Source organism: Streptomyces sp. NRRL B-24085 (assembly GCF_001282115.1).
In the GTDB taxonomy this organism is placed as follows: domain Bacteria; phylum Actinomycetota; class Actinomycetes; order Streptomycetales; family Streptomycetaceae; genus Streptomyces.
In genome coordinates, this window is the sequence record NZ_LJBR01000029.1 from 38,866 (window position 1) to 55,925 (window position 17,060).

The following is a 17,060-nucleotide window of genomic DNA, read 5'->3' on the forward strand; positions in this document are numbered from 1 at the left end:
GTCAATGGATGACATTCCTACCCTCCGGGCCATGGGCCCGCGTGTTCCCCACCCCAAAGAGCCCCTTTCGAACAAAGGGGCCAGATGTGAAAGGTTATCCGAGGGATGTGAATGACGTAAGGGCACTGCGGAGACTTATGGCCGACAAGTCCGTTTATGTGCCTTATTTTTGTTGAAGGCTGATGTAACTAACAGGTTTCACATCGGGACGACCCGGGCAGATGGCTCCGGTCGTGCGCTTCTTGTCACAGTCGCGAGCAGTCGGTCAGCAGCACCCCGCCCCCGGCAGCACCCGCCGGTTGCGCGCCTCCTTGTTCCGCGCGGCCAGCAAATCGTCGGCCGGGTAGCCGACCTCCTCCAGCGTCAGCCCGTGCGGTCGTACGACATGGACGGCCGAGTCCCGTACGCCGGCGGCCAGCACCTTTCCCGGCCAGTCCGGGCCCCGGTGTCCGTCCCCGACGAACAGCAGCGCCCCGATCAGTGAGCGCACCATGTTGTGGCAGAAGGCGTCGGCGCGCACCGTCGCGGTGATGATGCCGTCGTCACCGCGCACCAGGCTCAGTTCCTGGAGCGTGCGGATGGTCGTGGCCCCCTCACGCCGCTTGCAGTACGCGGCGAAGTCGTGCTCCCCGAGCAGCCGGGCGGCCGCCTCGTTCATGGCGTCGACGTCCAACGGCCAGTCGTGCCACAAGACGTGTCCGCGCAGCAGCGGGTCGACGCCCCCGGGGTTGTCGGTGACGCGGTAGGCGTACCGTCGCCAGATCGCGGAGAACCGCGCATTGAACCCCGCAGGCGCCTCCCCCACCCCCCACACCCGCACATCCTTCGGCAACCGTCCCGCCAGCCGCTTCAGGAGCTTCTCCCGGTGCTCCTCCCACAGCTCCGCGGGCAGGTCCACGTGGGCCACCTGGCCCCGGGCGTGCACGCCGGCGTCGGTGCGGCCGGCCACGGTCAGTTCGTACGTCACGTCCTTCGACCGGGTGACCGTGCGCAGCGCGTCCTCGATCTCGCCCTGGACGGTCCGCCGGCCGCCGGCCTGCTTGGCCCACCCGGAGAAGTCGGTCCCGTCGTAGGAGAGGTCGAGGCGGACACGGACGTAACCGGGCTGTACTTCGTCGCTCACCCCCCGATCCTCTCAGGAACGCGGAACGGGCCCGCCCCGAGGGGCGGGCCCGCACAGCCGAGGATCAGCGGCGATCACCGTCGGTCAGTGCCGACCCCGCGGGTTGAGCACGATGTCCCCGGAGTCGTTCGCCGGGTTGCCCTCGTTCGGCATGGTGTAGGCGAAGAACGCCCGGCCCGTGGCGTTGCGGATCACCTCGTCGACGCGGAGGCCGAAGGTGAAGGTGCGGGAGGCGTCCTCCAGGATCGGCGTGTTGATGCGGCAGAGGTAGTCGCCCTCGGCGCCCTCCCAGTCGGCGGCCTGGCAGCCCTCGGGAACCGTGGTGACCGTGGTGCCCCGGGGAAGGTCGACCCAGAAGGCGATCGGCTCGCCGCCGGAGCGCAGCAGGGCCAGCCAGGCGGGGCCGTGGTTGGCGAAGCCGACGTCCACCGACACGGTCTCGCCCTTGCGGGCCCGCAGCCGCTCACCGGTCAGGTCGAGGTCGAAGGTGTTCTTCGTCGGGAAGTCCATCTCGGCGAACCGGCCGTAGTCCGCCGGGTCGGCGTCCGGCAGCCGTACCAGCCCCAGCGCAGGACCGGTGCCGGCCCGGTAGTCGCCCTCCGCCAGCAGGTCCGCCATCTGGTCGGCGGGCACCGCGCTGAAGGAGTAGGACATCACGTCGTAGAGGGCGAAGCCGGCCGTCTCGACCGGGAAGGGAGCGCTGAGCCCGTAGGCCGCCTCGGCCGCGAACTCCTCGTCGAAGACGCACAGGGCCTGGGAGCTCCCGAACAGTTCGTCGGGGTCGCGCGGGTCGTACCAGCAGTTCCCGTAGGTGCTGGGGAAGGAGAGGCCACGGCTGCCGTACATCCGCAGCACCACGCCCTTGCCGCCCAGGCCGCCGACGTTGCGGAAGCTCAGCGGCGCCTGGAAGGTGTCGCCGGCCTTGAAGCCCTCGGGCTCGGCCAACTGCTTCATCTGCAGCTCGGGGCCGCCGACCAGGACGTCCACGGTGTGCCCGGTGAAGGCCAGGCCCTCCCCCGCGGCCGTGACCTCGATGGTGCCGAAGTCGCCCGCGGCGCTCTCGTCGGTCACGTCGAGACGGATGCCGCCCAGGTCGTTGTAGTCCCGGCCGGCGTAGATCTCGTAGCCGTGGCAGGTGGCGACCAGTCCCTCGACGGAGCAGCCCCGCCAGCCGCCGAGGCGGGAGAAGTCCACCGCGGCGACCCCGGCCAGGGAGCTCGCGTCCACGGTGACCGTGTACTCGCCCTGGTGGATCGGGTAGGTGACGCCGTTCTCGTCCGGCACCGGTTCACCGGGCGCCCGCAGTCCGAGCTCGATCTGCGGCTCACCCGGCTCGCCCGGCTCACCGGGCTCCGGGTGCATCGAGAGGTTCACGCTGTCGGTGCCTTCGACGGACACCGGCAGCGGCTCCTCCTCGGCACTGGCGGGAACAGCGAGTGCCGCACCGGCCAGGGCGGCCAGCGCGAACGCGGAGATGGTGCGCCGCACAGCGGCGAGAGACGTCATGGGACCCCCGTAAGTCGGACATCGTGCGCACCGGATCGGTGTCGCCGTATGCATGACACATGAGCCCGCCGTGAGGTTGCCCTGCTCTTTACCCGTGGCAACGCGAACGGGCCCGCCCCGAAAAGGGGCGGGCCCGTCACGACGCGGAAGCGTCAGGCGTCCTTGGACTCCTCGGCCGGAGCCTCGGCGCCGTCCTCGGCGTCGGCGGCCTTGGTCGTGTCGACCTTGGTCTCCTCGGCGGCCGGAGCGGCCTCGGCGTCCTTGGCGGCACGCTTGGTGGCGGCCTCGGCCTCACCCGTCGCCTGCTGCGCGACCGTCAGCGCCTCGACCAGCTCGATGACAGCCATGGGCGCGTTGTCGCCGCGGCGGTTACCGATCTTGGTGATGCGGGTGTAGCCACCGGGACGGTTCTCGTAGCGCGGGCCGATCTCGGTGAAGAGCGTGTGGACGACGCTCTTGTCCGTGATCACCTGGAGCACCTGACGGCGGTTGTGAAGGTCGCCCTTCTTCGCCTTGGTGACCAGACGCTCGGCGTACGGACGCAGCTTGCGCGCCTTCGCCTCGGTGGTGGTGATACGGCCGTGCTCGAAGAGGCTCTTCGCGAGGTTCGCGAGGAGCAGCTTCTCGTGCGCGGCGCTGCCGCCCAGACGGGCACCCTTGGTGGGCTTCGGCATGGTGTTTCTCCTAGGTGTCTGCCCCGGCCGTATCAGGTACCGGGGTCAGTATCTGAGCAGGCGGTCGCCTGTCAGAGATCCGGACGACAAGCCCCGAAGGGGCGCGTCGTCCGGAAGGGGCGCGGGGAACTGCGCGATCAAGCACAGCGCACCCGCACCCGAGTACGGACCATATGGCCCGAGCTCTTAGTACTGCTCGGTCTCCACGAAGCCCGCGTCCGCGTCGTCGTCGGCGCCAAACGCGTCCGCCGCAGCGGTGGGGTCGAACCCGGGAGGCGAGTCCTTGAGCGCCAGGCCCATACCCGCCAGCTTCGCCTTGACCTCGTCGATGGACTTCGCACCGAAGTTGCGGATGTCCAGGAGGTCGGCCTCGGAGCGCGCCACGAGCTCACCCACGGAGTGGATGCCCTCACGCTTGAGGCAGTTGTAGGAGCGGACCGTGAGCTCCAGCTCCTCGATCGGCAGCGCCAGGTCGGCGGCGAGGGCGGCGTCCGTGGGGGACGGGCCCATGTCGATGCCCTCGGCGTCGATGTTCAGCTCGCGGGCGAGACCGAACAGCTCGACCAGGGTCTTGCCGGCCGACGCCATGGCGTCACGGGGACGCATGGCCTGCTTCGTCTCGACGTCGACGATCAGCTTGTCGAAGTCGGTGCGCTGCTCGACACGGGTCGCCTCGACCTTGTACGTGACCTTGAGCACGGGGCTGTAGATGGAGTCGACCGGGATACGGCCGATCTCCTGGCCCACCTGCTTGTTCTGCACGGCGGAGACGTAACCGCGGCCACGCTCGACCGTGAGCTCCATCTCCAGCTTGCCCTTGCCGTTGAGCGTGGCGAGGACGAGGTCGGGGTTGTGCACCTCGACACCGGCCGGGGGCGCGATGTCGGCGGCGGTGACCAGACCCGGGCCCTGCTTGCGCAGGTACATCACGACCGGCTCGTCGTGCTCCGAGGAGACGACCAGCTGCTTGATGTTGAGGATCAGGTCGGTGACGTCCTCCTTGACGCCCGGCACGGTGGTGAACTCGTGCAGGACGCCGTCGATGCGGATGCTGGTGACAGCGGCACCGGGGATCGACGACAGGAGGGTGCGGCGGAGGGAGTTGCCGAGGGTGTAGCCGAAGCCCGGCTCCAGCGGCTCGATCACGAACCGGGAGCGGAACTCGTCGACGACCTCTTCGGTCAACGAGGGACGCTGAGCGATCAGCATGTGTGGATCAGATCCTTCTTTCGTGGACGCCCGCTATTTGACGCCCGACGGAACCGCCCCCGGCAAAAGGGACGGGTACTGCAAGGGTACGGGCGATACGGCCCATGAGAGCCGTACCGCCCGAACCAAGCCCTGCGTGCAGCAGCCGTGCGTCAGACGCGACGGCGCTTCGGCGGACGGCAGCCGTTGTGCGGCGTGGGCGTGACGTCCTGGATCGAGCCGACCTCGAGGCCGGTGGCCTGGAGGGAGCGGATCGCGGTCTCACGGCCGGAGCCGGGACCCTTGACGAACACGTCCACCTTGCGCATGCCGTGCTCCTGCGCGCGGCGGGCGGCCGACTCGGCGGCCATCTGCGCGGCGAAGGGGGTGGACTTGCGCGAGCCCTTGAAGCCGACGTGGCCGGCGGAGGCCCAGGAGATCACGTTGCCCGAGGGGTCCGTGATCGAGACGATCGTGTTGTTGAACGTGCTCTTGATGTGGGCGTGCCCGTGAGCGACGTTCTTCTTTTCCTTGCGGCGCACCTTCTTGGCAGCGCCCTGACGACCCTTGGGGGGCATCTACAAACTCCTACGGGGAGGTGGTCGGTCCTACAGCGAAGACCGCTGATGAAGCGTGGTCCGCTGAGGACTACTTCTTGCCCGGCTTCTTCTTGCCGGCGATGGCGCGACGCGGGCCCTTGCGGGTACGAGCGTTCGTGCTGGTGCGCTGACCACGGACGGGCAGTCCACGGCGGTGACGCAGACCCTGGTAGCAGCCGATCTCGACCTTGCGGCGGATGTCGGCCTGGATCTCGCGACGGAGGTCACCCTCGGTCTTGAGGTTGTTGTCGACGTACTCACGAATCGCGACGAGCTCCTCCTCGGAGAGGTCGCGAACGCGGGTGTTCGGGTTGACGCCGGTCTCGGCCAGCGTCTGCTGCGAAAGGGTCCGGCCGATGCCGAACACGTAGGTCAGGGCGACCTCCACGCGCTTGTCGCGCGGGATGTCAACACCGGAAACGCGTGCCATTCAATGGCTCCTGGTGATCTTCGGAGGTCTTCCGCAGAACCGGTTCCCAGCCGCCGTACCAGGTACGAACTGGGTCCCCGGCCTCCGAACCGGGGGTGTCAGACGAAGGACGTCTGGGCTCTGCGTATGAACAAATTCAGCTTGCGTCGCGCGAATCCCTGCGAGAGCAGAGGGTTCGGTCGTGCGTCAGCCCTGGCGCTGCTTGTGGCGCGGGTTCTCGCAAATGACCATGACCCGACCGTGACGGCGGATCACCCTGCACTTGTCGCAGATCTTCTTGACGCTCGGCTTGACCTTCATTAGTGAGGTTCTCCGGGTCAGTGCCATCACCCCGGCGGGGCCGGGGCGCGGGCAAGATCTACTTGTACCGGTAGACGATCCGGCCACGCGTCAGGTCGTACGGAGACAGCTCCACCACGACCCGGTCGTCAGGGAGGATGCGGATGTAGTGCATACGCATCTTGCCGCTGATGTGTGCCAGGACCTGGTGGCCGTTCTGGAGCTCGACCTTGAACATGGCGTTCGGAAGAGACTCGACGACAGTGCCCTCGATCTCGATGGCACCTTGCTTCTTGGCCACGCTTCGCCCTTCGAATCGACTACCTTGATCGACTCTCCTGCGTTTCCCTTCAAGGGCGCATGCGGACATGCGGGTGCACGAGAGCCGACGAGTCAGTCTACGTCAGCGCACCCAGAAAGACGAATCGAGGAAGGATGCCCCGACACAGAGATCCTTAAGCGCCTAGGCCAGCGGATCCGGTGCCGCGACCACGCCGTGCTCCGCGAGCTTCGCCTTGCCGCCGTCGGGAGCGGTGAGCACGAGCGGCCCCTCCTCCGTCAGCGCCACCGAGTGCTCCCAGTGGGACGACCAGGTGCCGTCCGTCGTGATGACCGTCCAGTCGTCCGACAGGACCTCCGTCCTGGGCGTGCCCAGGGACACCATCGGCTCGATCGCCAGGCAGAACCCGGGGACCAGCTTCGGCCCCTTCCCGCGCCGCCGGTCGACGTAGTTCAGCAGGTGCGGGTCCATGTGCATCTCGGTGCCGATGCCGTGGCCGCCGTAGTCCTCGATGATGCCGTAGCGGCCGCCGCCGGGCTTCGGCTGGCGGCGGATGTACGTCTCGATGGCCCGGGAGACGTCGACGAGCCGGTTGCCCTGCTTCATCGCCGCGATGCCGGCCCACATCGACTCCTCCGTGACCCGGGAGAGCTCGATCAGTTCGGGGGCGTGGCCCGAGCCCACGAACGCCGTGTAGGCCGCGTCCCCGTGCCAGCCGTCGATGATCGCGCCGCAGTCGATGGAGATGATGTCGCCATCCTTGAGGACGACCTCGTCGGACGGGATGCCGTGGACGACGACCTCGTTCACCGAGGTGCAGATCGTCGCCGGGAAGCCGCCGTAGCCCAGGAAGTTCGGCTTCGCGTCGTGCTCCGCGAGGACCTTGCGCGCGACCTGGTCGAGATCCCTGGTCGTGGCCCCGGGCACCGCGGCCTCTCGGGTCGCCGCGTGGATGGCGGCGACGACCAGCCCCGCCTCACGCATCTTGGCGATCTGCTCGGGGGTCTTGATCTGCACCATGCGGCGGGAGCCTTTCGAAGGGAGAGGGACGGGTGCCTTCAACGATACGTGCACCCACACAGCAGCCGCGGCCCCCTCGGAAGGGAACCGCGGCTGGTCGTACTCGGAAAAACCGCTACGCGGCGTCGTCCTCGTGCTGGAGGGCCTCCATGGCACGGCCGGTGACGTCCTCCACCTTGCCGAGCGCCGAGATCGTGACCACCAGGCCCTGGGCCTTGTAGTAGTCGATGATCGGCTCGGTCTGGGTGTGGTAGACCTCGAGGCGCTTGCGGACCGTCTCCTCGGAGTCGTCGTCCCGCTGGTACAGCTCGCCGCCGCAGACGTCACAGACGCCGTCCTGCTTCGGCGCCTTGTACGAGACGTGGAAGACGTGCGCCGAGTCGTTGCGGCAGATGCGGCGGCCGGCGATGCGCTTGACGACCTCCTCCTCGGGGACCTCCAGGTCCAGCACCGCGTCCAGCTTCATGCCCTCGGTACGGAGCATCTCGTCGAGCGACTCGGCCTGCGAGACGTTGCGCGGGAAGCCGTCGAGCAGGAAGCCCTTCTCGGCGTCGGGCTGCTCCATGCGGTCCTTGGCCATCCCGATGGTGACCTCGTCCGGAACCAGGTTGCCCGCGTCCATGTAGGACTTCGCGAGTTTGCCGAGGTCCGTCTGCTGGCTGATGTTGGCGCGGAACAGGTCGCCCGTGGAGATGTGCGGGATCGACAGGTTCTTGGCGAGGAACGCGGCCTGCGTTCCCTTGCCGGCACCCGGCGGCCCGACGAGGACGATACGCATCAGCGGAGGAACCCTTCGTAATTGCGCTGCTGGAGCTGGCTCTCGATCTGCTTCACCGTCTCGAGACCCACACCCACGATGATCAGGATGCTGGTCCCGCCGAACGGGAAGTTCTGGCTTGCCCCGAAGCCGACCAACGCCATCGTTGGCACAAGAGCGATCAGACCCAAGTACAGCGAACCCGGCCAGGTGATCCGGTTGAGTACGTAGGAGAGGTACTCAGCGGTCGGTCGGCCAGCCCGGATGCCCGGGATGAAGCCACCATACTTCTTCATGTTGTCGGCGACTTCCTCGGGGTTGAAGGAGATCGCCACGTAGAAGAACGCGAAGAAAACGATGAGCAAGAAGTACAGCGTGATGTAGATCGGGTGGTCGCCCTTGACGAGGTTGGCCTCGATCCAGGTCTTCCACCCCGAGGTCCCGCTGGAGAACTGCGCGATCAGCGCCGGGATGTAGAGCAGCGACGACGCGAAGATGACCGGGATCACACCCGCCTGGTTGACCTTCAGCGGGATGTACGTCGACGTACCGCCGTAGGAACGGCGGCCGATCATGCGCTTCGCGTACTGCACCGGGATACGGCGCTGGGCCTGCTCGACGAAGACCACCAGACCGACCATGACCAGGCCGACCGCGATGACCGTGCCGAACTCGATCCAGCCGTCCGCCAGGGTGCCCTGCTTCTTGATGGCCCACAGCGCGGACGGGAAGGTGGCGGCGATCGAGATGAACATCAGGATCGACATGCCGTTGCCGATGCCGCGGTCGGTGATGAGCTCACCGAGCCACATGACGACGGCCGTACCGGCGGTCATCGTGATGACCATGACGATCGTGGTGAAGATCGCGCGGTCCGGGACGATGCTCGACGCGACCGTGCACCCGGAGAAGAGGGCGCCGCTGCGGGCGGTGGCCACCAGGCCGGTGCCCTGCAGGATGGCGAGGGCCACCGTGAGGTAACGGGTGTACTGCGTGATCTTCGCCGTACCGGCCTGGCCCTCCTTCTTGAGGGCTTCCAGGCGCGGGATGACCACGGTGAGCAGCTGCAGAATGATGCTCGCGGTGATGTACGGCATGATGCCGAGCGCGAAGACCGTGATCTGGAGCAGCGCGCCGCCGCTGAACATGTTGACCAGACCGAAGAGTCCCTGGTTGCCGGACGCCTGGTCCACGCACTCCTGGACCGACTTGTAGTCGACGCCGGGGATCGGGATGTGGGTACCCACGCGGTACACCACGATGATGCCGAGCGTGAAGAGCAGCTTCTTGCGCAGGTCGGGCGTCTTGAACGCCCGGGCGAACGCGGTGAGCACGGTGCCTCCTGCGACCCCCGCGCTACTGCGTCAAGGGTGACGGTCTTGAGGTTCGACGAATATGTGGGAAAGCAGTGCAGGCCACCTTACCCGGGGGGCCGCCTGCCGTGGAACGACCAACCGGGGATACCTCGTTGTGAGGTATCCCCGGTGGGTACTGCTTCAGGTCATCGGGCTCAGACGAGCTCGGTGACCGTGCCGCCGGCGGCGGTGATCTTCTCCTTGGCGGAGCCGGAGACGGCGTCGACCGTCACCTGCAGCGCCACCGAGATCTCGCCCTGGCCGAGGACCTTGACGAGGCTGTTCTTGCGAACGGCACCCTTGGCCACCAGACCCTCGACGGTGACCTCGCCACCCTCGGGGTAGAGGGAGGCCAGCTTGTCGAGGTTCACGACCTGGTACTCGGTCTTGAACGGGTTCTTGAAGCCCTTCAGCTTCGGAAGACGCATGTGGAGGGGCATCTGGCCACCCTCGAAGCGCTCCGGAACCTGGTAACGGGCCTTCGTACCCTTGGTACCACGACCGGCCGTCTTACCCTTCGACGCCTCACCACGACCCACACGGGTCTTGGCGGTCTTGGCGCCCGGGGCGGGACGGAGGTTGTGGATCTTGAGCGGGTTGTTCTCCGCCATGATCAGTCGACCTCCTCGACCGTCACGAGGTGGCGGACGGTGTGCACCATGCCGCGGAACTCGGGGCGGTCCTCCTTGACGACCTGCGTGTTGATGCCCTTGAGACCAAGGGAACGCAGGGTGTCACGGTGGTTCTGCTTGCTGCCGATGTACGACTTCGTCTGCGTGATCCTGAGCTGAGCCATTACGCAGCACCAGCCCCGGCACGCGCACGAAGCAGAGCCGCGGGAGCGACGTCCTCGAGGGGCAGACCGCGGCGGGCCGCGATCTCCTCGGGACGCTGCAGGCCCTTCAGGGCCTCCACGGTCGCGTGCACGATGTTGATCGCGTTCGACGAGCCGAGCGACTTCGACAGCACGTCGTGGATACCGGCGCACTCCAGGACGGCACGCACGGGACCACCGGCGATAACACCGGTACCCGGCGAAGCCGGCTTGAGGAGAACGACGCCGGCAGCCTTCTCACCCGTGATCGGGTGGGGGATGGTGCCCTGGATACGGGGGACCTTGAAGAAGTGCTTCTTGGCCTCCTCAACACCCTTGGCGATGGCGGCCGGCACCTCCTTGGCCTTGCCGTAACCGACACCCACGGTGCCGTCACCGTCGCCCACCACGACCAGCGCGGTGAAGCTGAAGCGACGACCACCCTTCACAACCTTGGCGACACGGTTGATCGCGACGACACGCTCAACGTAAGCAGTCTTCTCGGCGGCGGCTGCGCCACCGTCACGACCCTTACGGTCCCGCCGCTCGCCGCCACCGGCACCGCCACCGCGGCGCTGGGGTCCAGCCATTGGATTACCTCTCTCTTTCCGCTAGCTACGAGCGGCTCAGAACTTGAGCCCGGCTTCGCGGGCGGCGTCCGCCAGGGCGGCGATGCGCCCGGCGTACTGGTTGCCACCACGGTCGAATACGACAGCCTCGACACCGGCGGCCTTCGCGCGCTCGGCGACCAGGGCGCCGACCTGCTTGGCCTGCGCGGACTTGTCGCCCTCGCCACCGCGGACCGTGGTGTCCAGGGTGGACGCCGACGCCAGGGTGTGCCCCTTGATGTCGTCGATCACCTGGGCCACGATGTGGCGGTTCGAGCGGGTAACGACCAGACGGGGACGCTCCGCCGTACCGGAGATCCGCTTGCGGATCCGGATGTGACGGCGCTTGATCGCGGCGCGCTTGTAGGCGTCGCCCTTCAGGATCTTCTGTCCGTATGCCATGGCTTACTTACCCGCCTTTCCGACCTTGCGGCGGATGACTTCGCCCTCGTACTTGACGCCCTTGGCCTTGTACGGGTCGGGCTTGCGCAGCTTGCGGATGTTGGCCGCAACCTCGCCGACCTTCTGCTTGTCGATGCCCTCGACCGAGAACCGGGTGGGGGCCTCCACCTTGAAGGTGATGCCCTCGGGGGCCTCGACGGTGATCGGGTGGCTGTAGCCGAGAGCGAACTCGAGGTTCGAACCCTTGGCCGTCACGCGGTAACCGACACCGCTGATCTCGAGCTTCTTCACGTAACCCTGGGTCACGCCGGTGATCATGTTCGCCACCAGCGTGCGGGACAGGCCGTGCAGGGCCTTGTTCTGACGCTCGTCGTTGGGGCGGGTGACGTTGAGAACGCCGTCCTCACCCTTGGCGATGTCGATCGGCGCAGCGACGGTGTGGGTCAGTTCGCCCTTGGGGCCCTTGACCGAGACCGTACGGCCGTCGATGGTGACGTCCACGCCGGCGGGAACCGTGATGGGGAGCTTGCCAATACGCGACATAGCTGTTTCCTCCGTTCCCTTCCGCTACCAGACGTAGGCGAGGACTTCCCCACCCACGCCCTTCTTGCCGGCCTGCTTGTCGGTCAGGAGACCGTGCGACGTGGAGATGATCGCCACGCCGAGGCCACCGAGGACCTTGGGCAGGTTGGTGGACTTCGCATACACCCGGAGACCGGGCTTGGAGATCCGCTTGATGCCCGCGATGGAGCGCTCACGGTTCGGGCCGAACTTCAGCTCGAGGACGAGGTTCTTGCCGACCTCGGCGTCCTCGACCTTCCAGCCCGTGATGAAGCCCTCCTGCTGGAGGATCTCCGCGATGTGAGACTTGATCTTGGACGCCGGCATCGTCACGGAGTCGTGGTACGCCGAGTTCGCGTTCCGCAGACGCGTAAGCATGTCTGCGATCGGATCAGTCATGGTCATGAATTGGCCTTCGGCCTCTCTCGCCGGGGTTTCCAGGTGCCCATCCCTCTCCTCGATCCGAGACGAGGCGGGTGCGGTGCGGTGGACCTACGGCGTAGTAAGTCGTACGGGCGACCGTCAGGCGCCCAACCCTCCAAGCCTAAGCCATGGAAGGGAGGGCGCCTGACACGCCCATTGCTTACCGAGAGCTTCCAGAATCCCTAAAAGGTGGGATTACCAGGAGCTCTTGGTCACGCCCGGCAGCTCGCCACGGTGAGCCATCTCACGAAGGCACACGCGGCACAGGCCGAACTTGCGGTACACGGAGTGCGGACGGCCGCAGCGCTGGCAGCGGGTGTAGCCACGCACACCGAACTTGGGCTTGCGAGCAGCCTTGGCAATCAGAGCCTTCTTCGCCATCTCGCTCACGCCTCCTTGAACGGGAAGCCGAGGTGACGAAGGAGCGCGCGGCCCTCAGCGTCGTTGGTCGCCGTGGTCACCACGGTGATGTCCATGCCCCGGGTACGGTCGATCTTGTCCTGGTCGATCTCGTGGAACATGACCTGCTCCGTGAGACCGAAGGTGTAGTTGCCACGGCCGTCGAACTGCTTGGGGGACAGGCCGCGGAAGTCGCGGATGCGCGGCAGCGCGAGCGACAGGGTGCGGTCCAGGAACTCCCACATGCGGTCGCCACGAAGCGTGACGTGGGCACCGATCGGCTGGCCCTCACGCAGCTTGAACTGCGCGATGGACTTGCGGGCCTTGGTGACGGCCGGCTTCTGACCGGTGATCGTGGTGAGGTCGCGGATGGCGCCCTCGATCAGCTTGGAGTCGCGGGCGGCGTCGCCCACACCCATGTTGACCACGATCTTGACGAGGCCGGGGATCTGCATGACGTTCTCGTACTTGAACTCGTCACGCAGCTTGCCCGCGATCTCCTCGCGGTACTTCGTCTTGAGACGCGGAGTGGTGGTGGTAGCCATCAGATGTCCTCACCCGTCCGCTTGGCAACGCGGATCTTGTTGCCCTCGTCGTCGAAGCGGTAACCGACACGCGTGACGACCTTGTTGCCGTCCTTCTCAACGACCAGCTGGACGTTGGAGACGTGGATCGGCGCCTCGGTCGTGACGATGCCACCGGCCTGCGAACCGCGAGCGGTCGGGCCGGCCTTGGTGTGCTTCTTGACCCGGTTGACACCCTCGACCAGGACGCGGTCCTCGCGGGGGAAGGCCGCGATGACCTTGCCCTGCTTGCCCTTGTCCTTACCGGTGATGACCTGGACCAGGTCGCCCTTCTTGATCTTCATGCTTACAGCACCTCCGGCGCGAGCGAGATGATCTTCATGAACTTCTTCTCGCGCAGCTCACGGCCGACGGGGCCGAAGATACGGGTGCCGCGAGGGTCGCCGTCGTTCTTCAGAATGACGGCGGCGTTCTCGTCGAAGCGGATGTACGAGCCGTCCGGACGGCGGCGCTCCTTGACGGTGCGAACGATGACCGCCTTGACGACGTCACCCTTCTTCACGTTGCCACCGGGGATCGCGTCCTTGACGGTGGCGACGATGACGTCACCGATGCCCGCGTAGCGGCGACCGGAGCCACCGAGCACACGGATGCAAAGGATCTCCTTCGCACCAGTGTTGTCGGCGACACGCAGTCGCGACTCCTGCTGGATCACGTCTATCTCCTGTTTGTCTGCCGGTTCCCGGCAGGGGCCTCAGGACGAGGACCCCTGCCGAGCCTGGCGGAACTGACCTGCGGGGTTGGCCGCAGGAATTACTTGGCCTTCTCGAGGATCTCGACGACGCGCCAGCGCTTGGTCGCCGACAGCGGGCGGGTCTCCGCGAGGAGGACCCGGTCGCCGACGCCGGCAGCGTTCTGCTCGTCGTGCGCCTTGAGCTTGTTGGTACGGCGGATGACCTTGCCGTACAGCGCGTGCTTGACGCGGTCCTCGACGGCGACGACGACGGTCTTGTCCATCTTGTCGCTGACGACGAGACCCTCACGGGTCTTGCGGAAGCCGCGGGCCTCTGCAGTCTGCTCAGTCACGTTGCTCTCACTCATCAGGCGCTCTCCACCGTCTCGATGCCCAGCTCGCGCTCACGCATCAGGGTGTAGATCCGCGCGATGTCCTTACGGACGGCCTTGAGCCGACCGTGGTTCTCGAGCTGACCGGTCGCCGCCTGGAAGCGGAGGTTGAACAGCTCTTCCTTGGCCTCGCGGAGCTTGTTCAGCAGCTCCTCGTTGCCCAGTTCGCGCAGCTCGGACGCCTTGGTACCGGCCGACATCACGCTTCACCTGCCTCGCGCTTGACGATCCGGCACTTCATCGGCAGCTTGTGGGCTGCGCGAGTCAGCGCCTCACGGGCGATCTTCTCGTTGGGGTACGACAGCTCGAACATGACCCGGCCCGGGTGCACGTTCGCGATCCACCACTCCGGAGAACCCTTACCGGAACCCATGCGGGTCTCGGCAGGCTTCTTGGTGAGGGGACGGTCCGGGTAGATGTTGATCCAGACCTTGCCGCCACGCTTGATGTGGCGGGTCATCGCGATACGGGCCGCCTCGATCTGGCGGTTGGTCACGTACGCCGGCGTGAGGGCCTGGATGCCGTACTCGCCGAACGCGACCGTCGTACCGCCCTTGGCCTGACCACGGCGCTTCGGGTGGTGCTGCTTGCGGTGCTTGACCCTACGGGGGATCAGCATGTCGGTCAGGCCTCCGTTCCGGTGCTCTCAGCCGGAGCGGCGGCGGGGGCCTCGGCCTTGGGGGCCTCGGCACCGGCAGCCTGCTGCGGCTTGCGACCGCGCCGCTCGCCACCGCGGCCACCACGGGCCGGGCGGTCGGCACCACCGCGGGCCGGGCGGTTACCCGCACGGGCAGCGGCGTTCTCGGCGCGGACCTCGGCGATGTTCTTGACGTCGCCCTTGTAGATCCAGACCTTCACGCCGATGCGGCCGAAGGTCGTCTTGGCCTCGAAGAAGCCGTAGTCCACGTTCGCGCGGAGCGTGTGCAGGGGCACGCGGCCCTCGCGGTAGAACTCCGAGCGGGACATCTCGGCGCCACCGAGGCGGCCACCGCACTGGATCTTGATGCCCTTGGCGCCGGCCTTCATGGCGGACTGCATGCTCTTGCGCATGGCCCGACGGAAGGAGACGCGGGAGGAGAGCTGCTCGGCGACGGCCTGGGCAACCAGCTGAGCGTCGGTCTCGGGGTTCTTGACCTCGAGGATGTTCAGCTGGACCTGCTTGCCCGTGAGCTTCTCGAGGTCACCGCGGATGCGGTCGGCCTCGGCGCCACGGCGGCCGATGACGATGCCCGGACGCGCGGTGTGGATGTCCACGCGGACGCGGTCACGGGTGCGCTCGATCTCCACCTTCGAGATGCCGGCGCGCTCCATGCCGGACGTCATCATCCGACGGATGGCGACGTCTTCCTTGACGTAGTCCTTGTACAGCTTGTCGGCGTACCACCGGGACTTGAAGTCCGTGGTGACACCGAGCCGGAACCCATGCGGGTTAACCTTCTGGCCCATTACCGGGTTCCTTCCTTGCTGCTGACGACCACGGTGATGTGGCTGGTCCGCTTGCGGATCCGGTAGGCACGGCCCTGGGCGCGCGGCCGGAACCGCTTCAGGGTCGGGCCCTCGTCGACGTACGCCTCGGAGATGAAGAGGCTGTCGGCGTCGGTGTGGTCGTAGTTGTGCGCGGCGTTGGCGATGGCGCTGTCGAGCACCTTGCCGACGGGCACTGAGGCGGCCTGCGGAGCGAATCGCAGGACCGCCTGAGCCTCCGTGGCGTCCATGCCACGGATAAGGTCCACCACGCGGCGGGCCTTCATGGGCGTAACGCGGATGTACCGCGCCTGGGCCCTGGCTTCCATGGTTGTCCCTCTCAGTTACTTACGTGTCTGAATGCGATCCGCGTTTAGCGGCGCTTCGACTTCCGGTCGTCCTTGACGTGACCCCGGAAGGTGCGCGTCGGCGAGAACTCGCCGAGCTTGTGACCGACCATCGACTCGGTGACGAACACCGGGATGTGGGTCTTGCCGTTGTGCACCGCGATCGTGTGGCCGAGCATGGCCGGGACGATCATCGAGCGACGGGACCAGGTCTTGATGACGTTCTTGGAACCGGCTTCGTTCTGGGCGTCCACCTTCTTGATCAGGTGGTCGTCGACGAAGGGCCCCTTCTTGAGACTGCGCGGCATCTAAACCCGCTCCTAGCGCTTCTTGTTCGTCTTGCGGCGGCGGACGATGTACTTGTTCGAAGCCTTCTTCGGCGAACGAGTACGACCCTCCTTCTGACCCCAGGGGCTGACCGGGTGGCGACCACCGGAGGTCTTGCCCTCACCACCACCGTGGGGGTGGTCAACCGGGTTCATCGCCACACCGCGAACGGTCGGGCGGACGCCCAGCCAGCGCTTGCGGCCGGCCTTACCCCAGTTGATGTTGCTCTGCTCGGCGTTGCCGACCTCGCCGACCGTGGCGCGGCAGCGCTGGTCGACCAGGCGGATCTCACCGGAGGGCATGCGGAGGTGGGCCATGGTGCCCTCCTTCGCGAGCAGCTGCACGGAGGCACCGGCGGAGCGGGCGAACTTGGCGCCGCCACCGGGACGGAGCTCGATCGCGTGGATCGTGGTACCGACCGGGATGTTGCGGAGCGCCAGGTTGTTGCCCGGCTTGATGTCGGCCCCGGGACCGTTCTCGACGCGGTCACCCTGCTGCAGGTTGCGCGGGGCGAGGATGTAGCGCTTCTCGCCGTCGGCGTAGTGCAGCAGCGCGATGCGCGCGGTGCGGTTGGGGTCGTACTCGATGTGCGCGACCTTCGCCGGCACGCCGTCCTTGTCATGGCGACGGAAGTCGATGACACGGTAGGCGCGCTTGTGTCCGCCACCCTGGTGGCGAACGGTCACACGACCGGCGTTGTTACGGCCGCCCTTGCTGTGCAGCGGGCGGACCAGCGACTTCTCCGGCGTGGACCGCGTGACCTCGACGAAGTCGGCGACGCTGGAGCCACGACGGCCCGGCGTAGTCGGCTTGTACTTGCGGATTCCCATTTCTCAGTCCTCGTCCGATATCGGA

The 17,060-nt window shown here is 66.9% G+C and carries 28 protein-coding genes; all 28 read right to left on the reverse strand.

Annotated elements, in window-relative coordinates:
- Window positions 1–265 precede the first annotated feature (265 nt).
- The 28 genes from truA to rplB all read right to left on the reverse strand — a co-directional run bounded on the left by truA (window position 266) and on the right by rplB (window position 17,035).
- Entirely contained in the window at window positions 266–1,123 is an 858-nt protein-coding gene (gene truA, locus AOJ26_RS04055) for a tRNA pseudouridine(38-40) synthase TruA (RefSeq protein WP_053846777.1), read from the reverse strand.
- Between the two features lie 84 nt (window positions 1,124–1,207).
- Complete coding sequence (locus AOJ26_RS04060; protein ID WP_053846778.1) at window positions 1,208–2,629, reverse strand: hypothetical protein; 1,422 nt, start codon at window positions 2,627–2,629, stop codon at window positions 1,208–1,210.
- A 152-nt stretch (window positions 2,630–2,781) separates the two neighbouring features.
- Window positions 2,782–3,303 (reverse strand): 50S ribosomal protein L17, encoded by a 522-nt coding sequence (rplQ, locus tag AOJ26_RS04065; protein WP_053846779.1) that lies wholly within the window; start codon window positions 3,301–3,303, stop codon window positions 2,782–2,784.
- A gap of 186 nt (window positions 3,304–3,489) precedes the next feature.
- The gene (locus tag AOJ26_RS04070) at window positions 3,490–4,512 is read right to left on the reverse strand and encodes a DNA-directed RNA polymerase subunit alpha (RefSeq protein ID WP_003966937.1); all 1,023 of its coding nucleotides are present in this window, start codon (window positions 4,510–4,512) and stop codon (window positions 3,490–3,492) included.
- A 152-nt stretch (window positions 4,513–4,664) separates the two neighbouring features.
- Entirely contained in the window at window positions 4,665–5,069 is a 405-nt protein-coding gene (gene rpsK / locus AOJ26_RS04075; RefSeq protein ID WP_003956432.1) for a 30S ribosomal protein S11, read from the reverse strand.
- A gap of 70 nt (window positions 5,070–5,139) precedes the next feature.
- Entirely contained in the window at window positions 5,140–5,520 is a 381-nt protein-coding gene (rpsM, locus tag AOJ26_RS04080) for a 30S ribosomal protein S13 (protein WP_053846780.1), read from the reverse strand.
- A gap of 186 nt (window positions 5,521–5,706) precedes the next feature.
- The gene (gene rpmJ / locus AOJ26_RS04085; RefSeq protein ID WP_003998809.1) at window positions 5,707–5,820 is read right to left on the reverse strand and encodes a 50S ribosomal protein L36; all 114 of its coding nucleotides are present in this window, start codon (window positions 5,818–5,820) and stop codon (window positions 5,707–5,709) included.
- Between the two features lie 58 nt (window positions 5,821–5,878).
- A complete protein-coding gene (gene infA, locus AOJ26_RS04090) occupies window positions 5,879–6,100 on the reverse strand; it encodes a translation initiation factor IF-1 (protein WP_003948620.1) in 222 nt (73 codons plus the stop codon).
- A 162-nt stretch (window positions 6,101–6,262) separates the two neighbouring features.
- Window positions 6,263–7,099, reverse strand: coding sequence for a type I methionyl aminopeptidase (map, locus tag AOJ26_RS04095; protein WP_053846781.1), 837 nt, complete (start codon window positions 7,097–7,099; stop codon window positions 6,263–6,265).
- A 115-nt stretch (window positions 7,100–7,214) separates the two neighbouring features.
- Window positions 7,215–7,877 carry an adenylate kinase gene (locus tag AOJ26_RS04100; RefSeq protein ID WP_053846782.1) on the reverse strand — a complete coding sequence of 221 codons (663 nt, stop codon included), beginning with the start codon at window positions 7,875–7,877 and terminating at the stop codon, window positions 7,215–7,217.
- Window positions 7,877–9,190 carry a preprotein translocase subunit SecY gene (gene secY, locus AOJ26_RS04105; protein WP_053846783.1) on the reverse strand — a complete coding sequence of 438 codons (1,314 nt, stop codon included), beginning with the start codon at window positions 9,188–9,190 and terminating at the stop codon, window positions 7,877–7,879. Before secY ends, AOJ26_RS04100 begins: the two co-directional genes overlap by 1 nt.
- Before the next feature lie 176 nt (window positions 9,191–9,366).
- Window positions 9,367–9,822, reverse strand: coding sequence for a 50S ribosomal protein L15 (gene rplO / locus AOJ26_RS04110; RefSeq protein ID WP_053846784.1), 456 nt, complete (start codon window positions 9,820–9,822; stop codon window positions 9,367–9,369).
- Between the two features lie 2 nt (window positions 9,823–9,824).
- Entirely contained in the window at window positions 9,825–10,007 is a 183-nt protein-coding gene (rpmD, locus tag AOJ26_RS04115; RefSeq protein WP_053846785.1) for a 50S ribosomal protein L30, read from the reverse strand.
- Complete coding sequence (gene rpsE / locus AOJ26_RS04120; protein WP_030671799.1) at window positions 10,007–10,615, reverse strand: 30S ribosomal protein S5; 609 nt, start codon at window positions 10,613–10,615, stop codon at window positions 10,007–10,009. Before rpsE ends, rpmD begins: the two co-directional genes overlap by 1 nt.
- Before the next feature lie 36 nt (window positions 10,616–10,651).
- Window positions 10,652–11,035: a 50S ribosomal protein L18 gene (gene rplR, locus AOJ26_RS04125; RefSeq protein WP_030317315.1), complete on the reverse strand. Its 384-nt coding sequence runs from the start codon at window positions 11,033–11,035 to the stop codon at window positions 10,652–10,654.
- Between the two features lie 3 nt (window positions 11,036–11,038).
- Window positions 11,039–11,578 carry a 50S ribosomal protein L6 gene (rplF, locus tag AOJ26_RS04130; RefSeq protein ID WP_053846786.1) on the reverse strand — a complete coding sequence of 180 codons (540 nt, stop codon included), beginning with the start codon at window positions 11,576–11,578 and terminating at the stop codon, window positions 11,039–11,041.
- Window positions 11,579–11,602: 24 nt separating this feature from the next.
- The gene (gene rpsH / locus AOJ26_RS04135) at window positions 11,603–12,001 is read right to left on the reverse strand and encodes a 30S ribosomal protein S8 (RefSeq protein ID WP_007384075.1); all 399 of its coding nucleotides are present in this window, start codon (window positions 11,999–12,001) and stop codon (window positions 11,603–11,605) included.
- Between the two features lie 213 nt (window positions 12,002–12,214).
- Entirely contained in the window at window positions 12,215–12,400 is a 186-nt protein-coding gene (locus tag AOJ26_RS04140; RefSeq protein ID WP_003948630.1) for a type Z 30S ribosomal protein S14, read from the reverse strand.
- A gap of 5 nt (window positions 12,401–12,405) precedes the next feature.
- Window positions 12,406–12,963, reverse strand: a complete 558-nt coding sequence (rplE, locus tag AOJ26_RS04145; RefSeq protein ID WP_020135807.1) for a 50S ribosomal protein L5 — start codon at window positions 12,961–12,963, stop codon at window positions 12,406–12,408.
- Window positions 12,963–13,286: a 50S ribosomal protein L24 gene (gene rplX, locus AOJ26_RS04150; protein WP_003992365.1), complete on the reverse strand. Its 324-nt coding sequence runs from the start codon at window positions 13,284–13,286 to the stop codon at window positions 12,963–12,965. Before rplX ends, rplE begins: the two co-directional genes overlap by 1 nt.
- A 2-nt stretch (window positions 13,287–13,288) precedes the next feature.
- Window positions 13,289–13,657 carry a 50S ribosomal protein L14 gene (gene rplN, locus AOJ26_RS04155; RefSeq protein WP_003998823.1) on the reverse strand — a complete coding sequence of 123 codons (369 nt, stop codon included), beginning with the start codon at window positions 13,655–13,657 and terminating at the stop codon, window positions 13,289–13,291.
- Window positions 13,658–13,755: 98 nt separating this feature from the next.
- Window positions 13,756–14,043 carry a 30S ribosomal protein S17 gene (gene rpsQ / locus AOJ26_RS04160; protein WP_007384073.1) on the reverse strand — a complete coding sequence of 96 codons (288 nt, stop codon included), beginning with the start codon at window positions 14,041–14,043 and terminating at the stop codon, window positions 13,756–13,758.
- Window positions 14,043–14,267: a 50S ribosomal protein L29 gene (gene rpmC / locus AOJ26_RS04165; protein ID WP_010036720.1), complete on the reverse strand. Its 225-nt coding sequence runs from the start codon at window positions 14,265–14,267 to the stop codon at window positions 14,043–14,045. Before rpmC ends, rpsQ begins: the two co-directional genes overlap by 1 nt.
- Complete coding sequence (rplP, locus tag AOJ26_RS04170; protein WP_004927269.1) at window positions 14,267–14,686, reverse strand: 50S ribosomal protein L16; 420 nt, start codon at window positions 14,684–14,686, stop codon at window positions 14,267–14,269. The genes rpmC and rplP overlap by 1 nt, the downstream gene beginning before the upstream one ends.
- A 5-nt stretch (window positions 14,687–14,691) precedes the next feature.
- Window positions 14,692–15,513: a 30S ribosomal protein S3 gene (gene rpsC / locus AOJ26_RS04175; protein WP_014674374.1), complete on the reverse strand. Its 822-nt coding sequence runs from the start codon at window positions 15,511–15,513 to the stop codon at window positions 14,692–14,694.
- Window positions 15,513–15,860 (reverse strand): 50S ribosomal protein L22, encoded by a 348-nt coding sequence (gene rplV, locus AOJ26_RS04180; RefSeq protein ID WP_003974262.1) that lies wholly within the window; start codon window positions 15,858–15,860, stop codon window positions 15,513–15,515. Before rplV ends, rpsC begins: the two co-directional genes overlap by 1 nt.
- Before the next feature lie 44 nt (window positions 15,861–15,904).
- Window positions 15,905–16,186 carry a 30S ribosomal protein S19 gene (gene rpsS, locus AOJ26_RS04185; protein WP_007384069.1) on the reverse strand — a complete coding sequence of 94 codons (282 nt, stop codon included), beginning with the start codon at window positions 16,184–16,186 and terminating at the stop codon, window positions 15,905–15,907.
- Between the two features lie 12 nt (window positions 16,187–16,198).
- Window positions 16,199–17,035, reverse strand: a complete 837-nt coding sequence (gene rplB, locus AOJ26_RS04190) for a 50S ribosomal protein L2 (RefSeq protein WP_007384068.1) — start codon at window positions 17,033–17,035, stop codon at window positions 16,199–16,201.
- Between the last annotated feature and the right edge of the window lie 25 nt (window positions 17,036–17,060).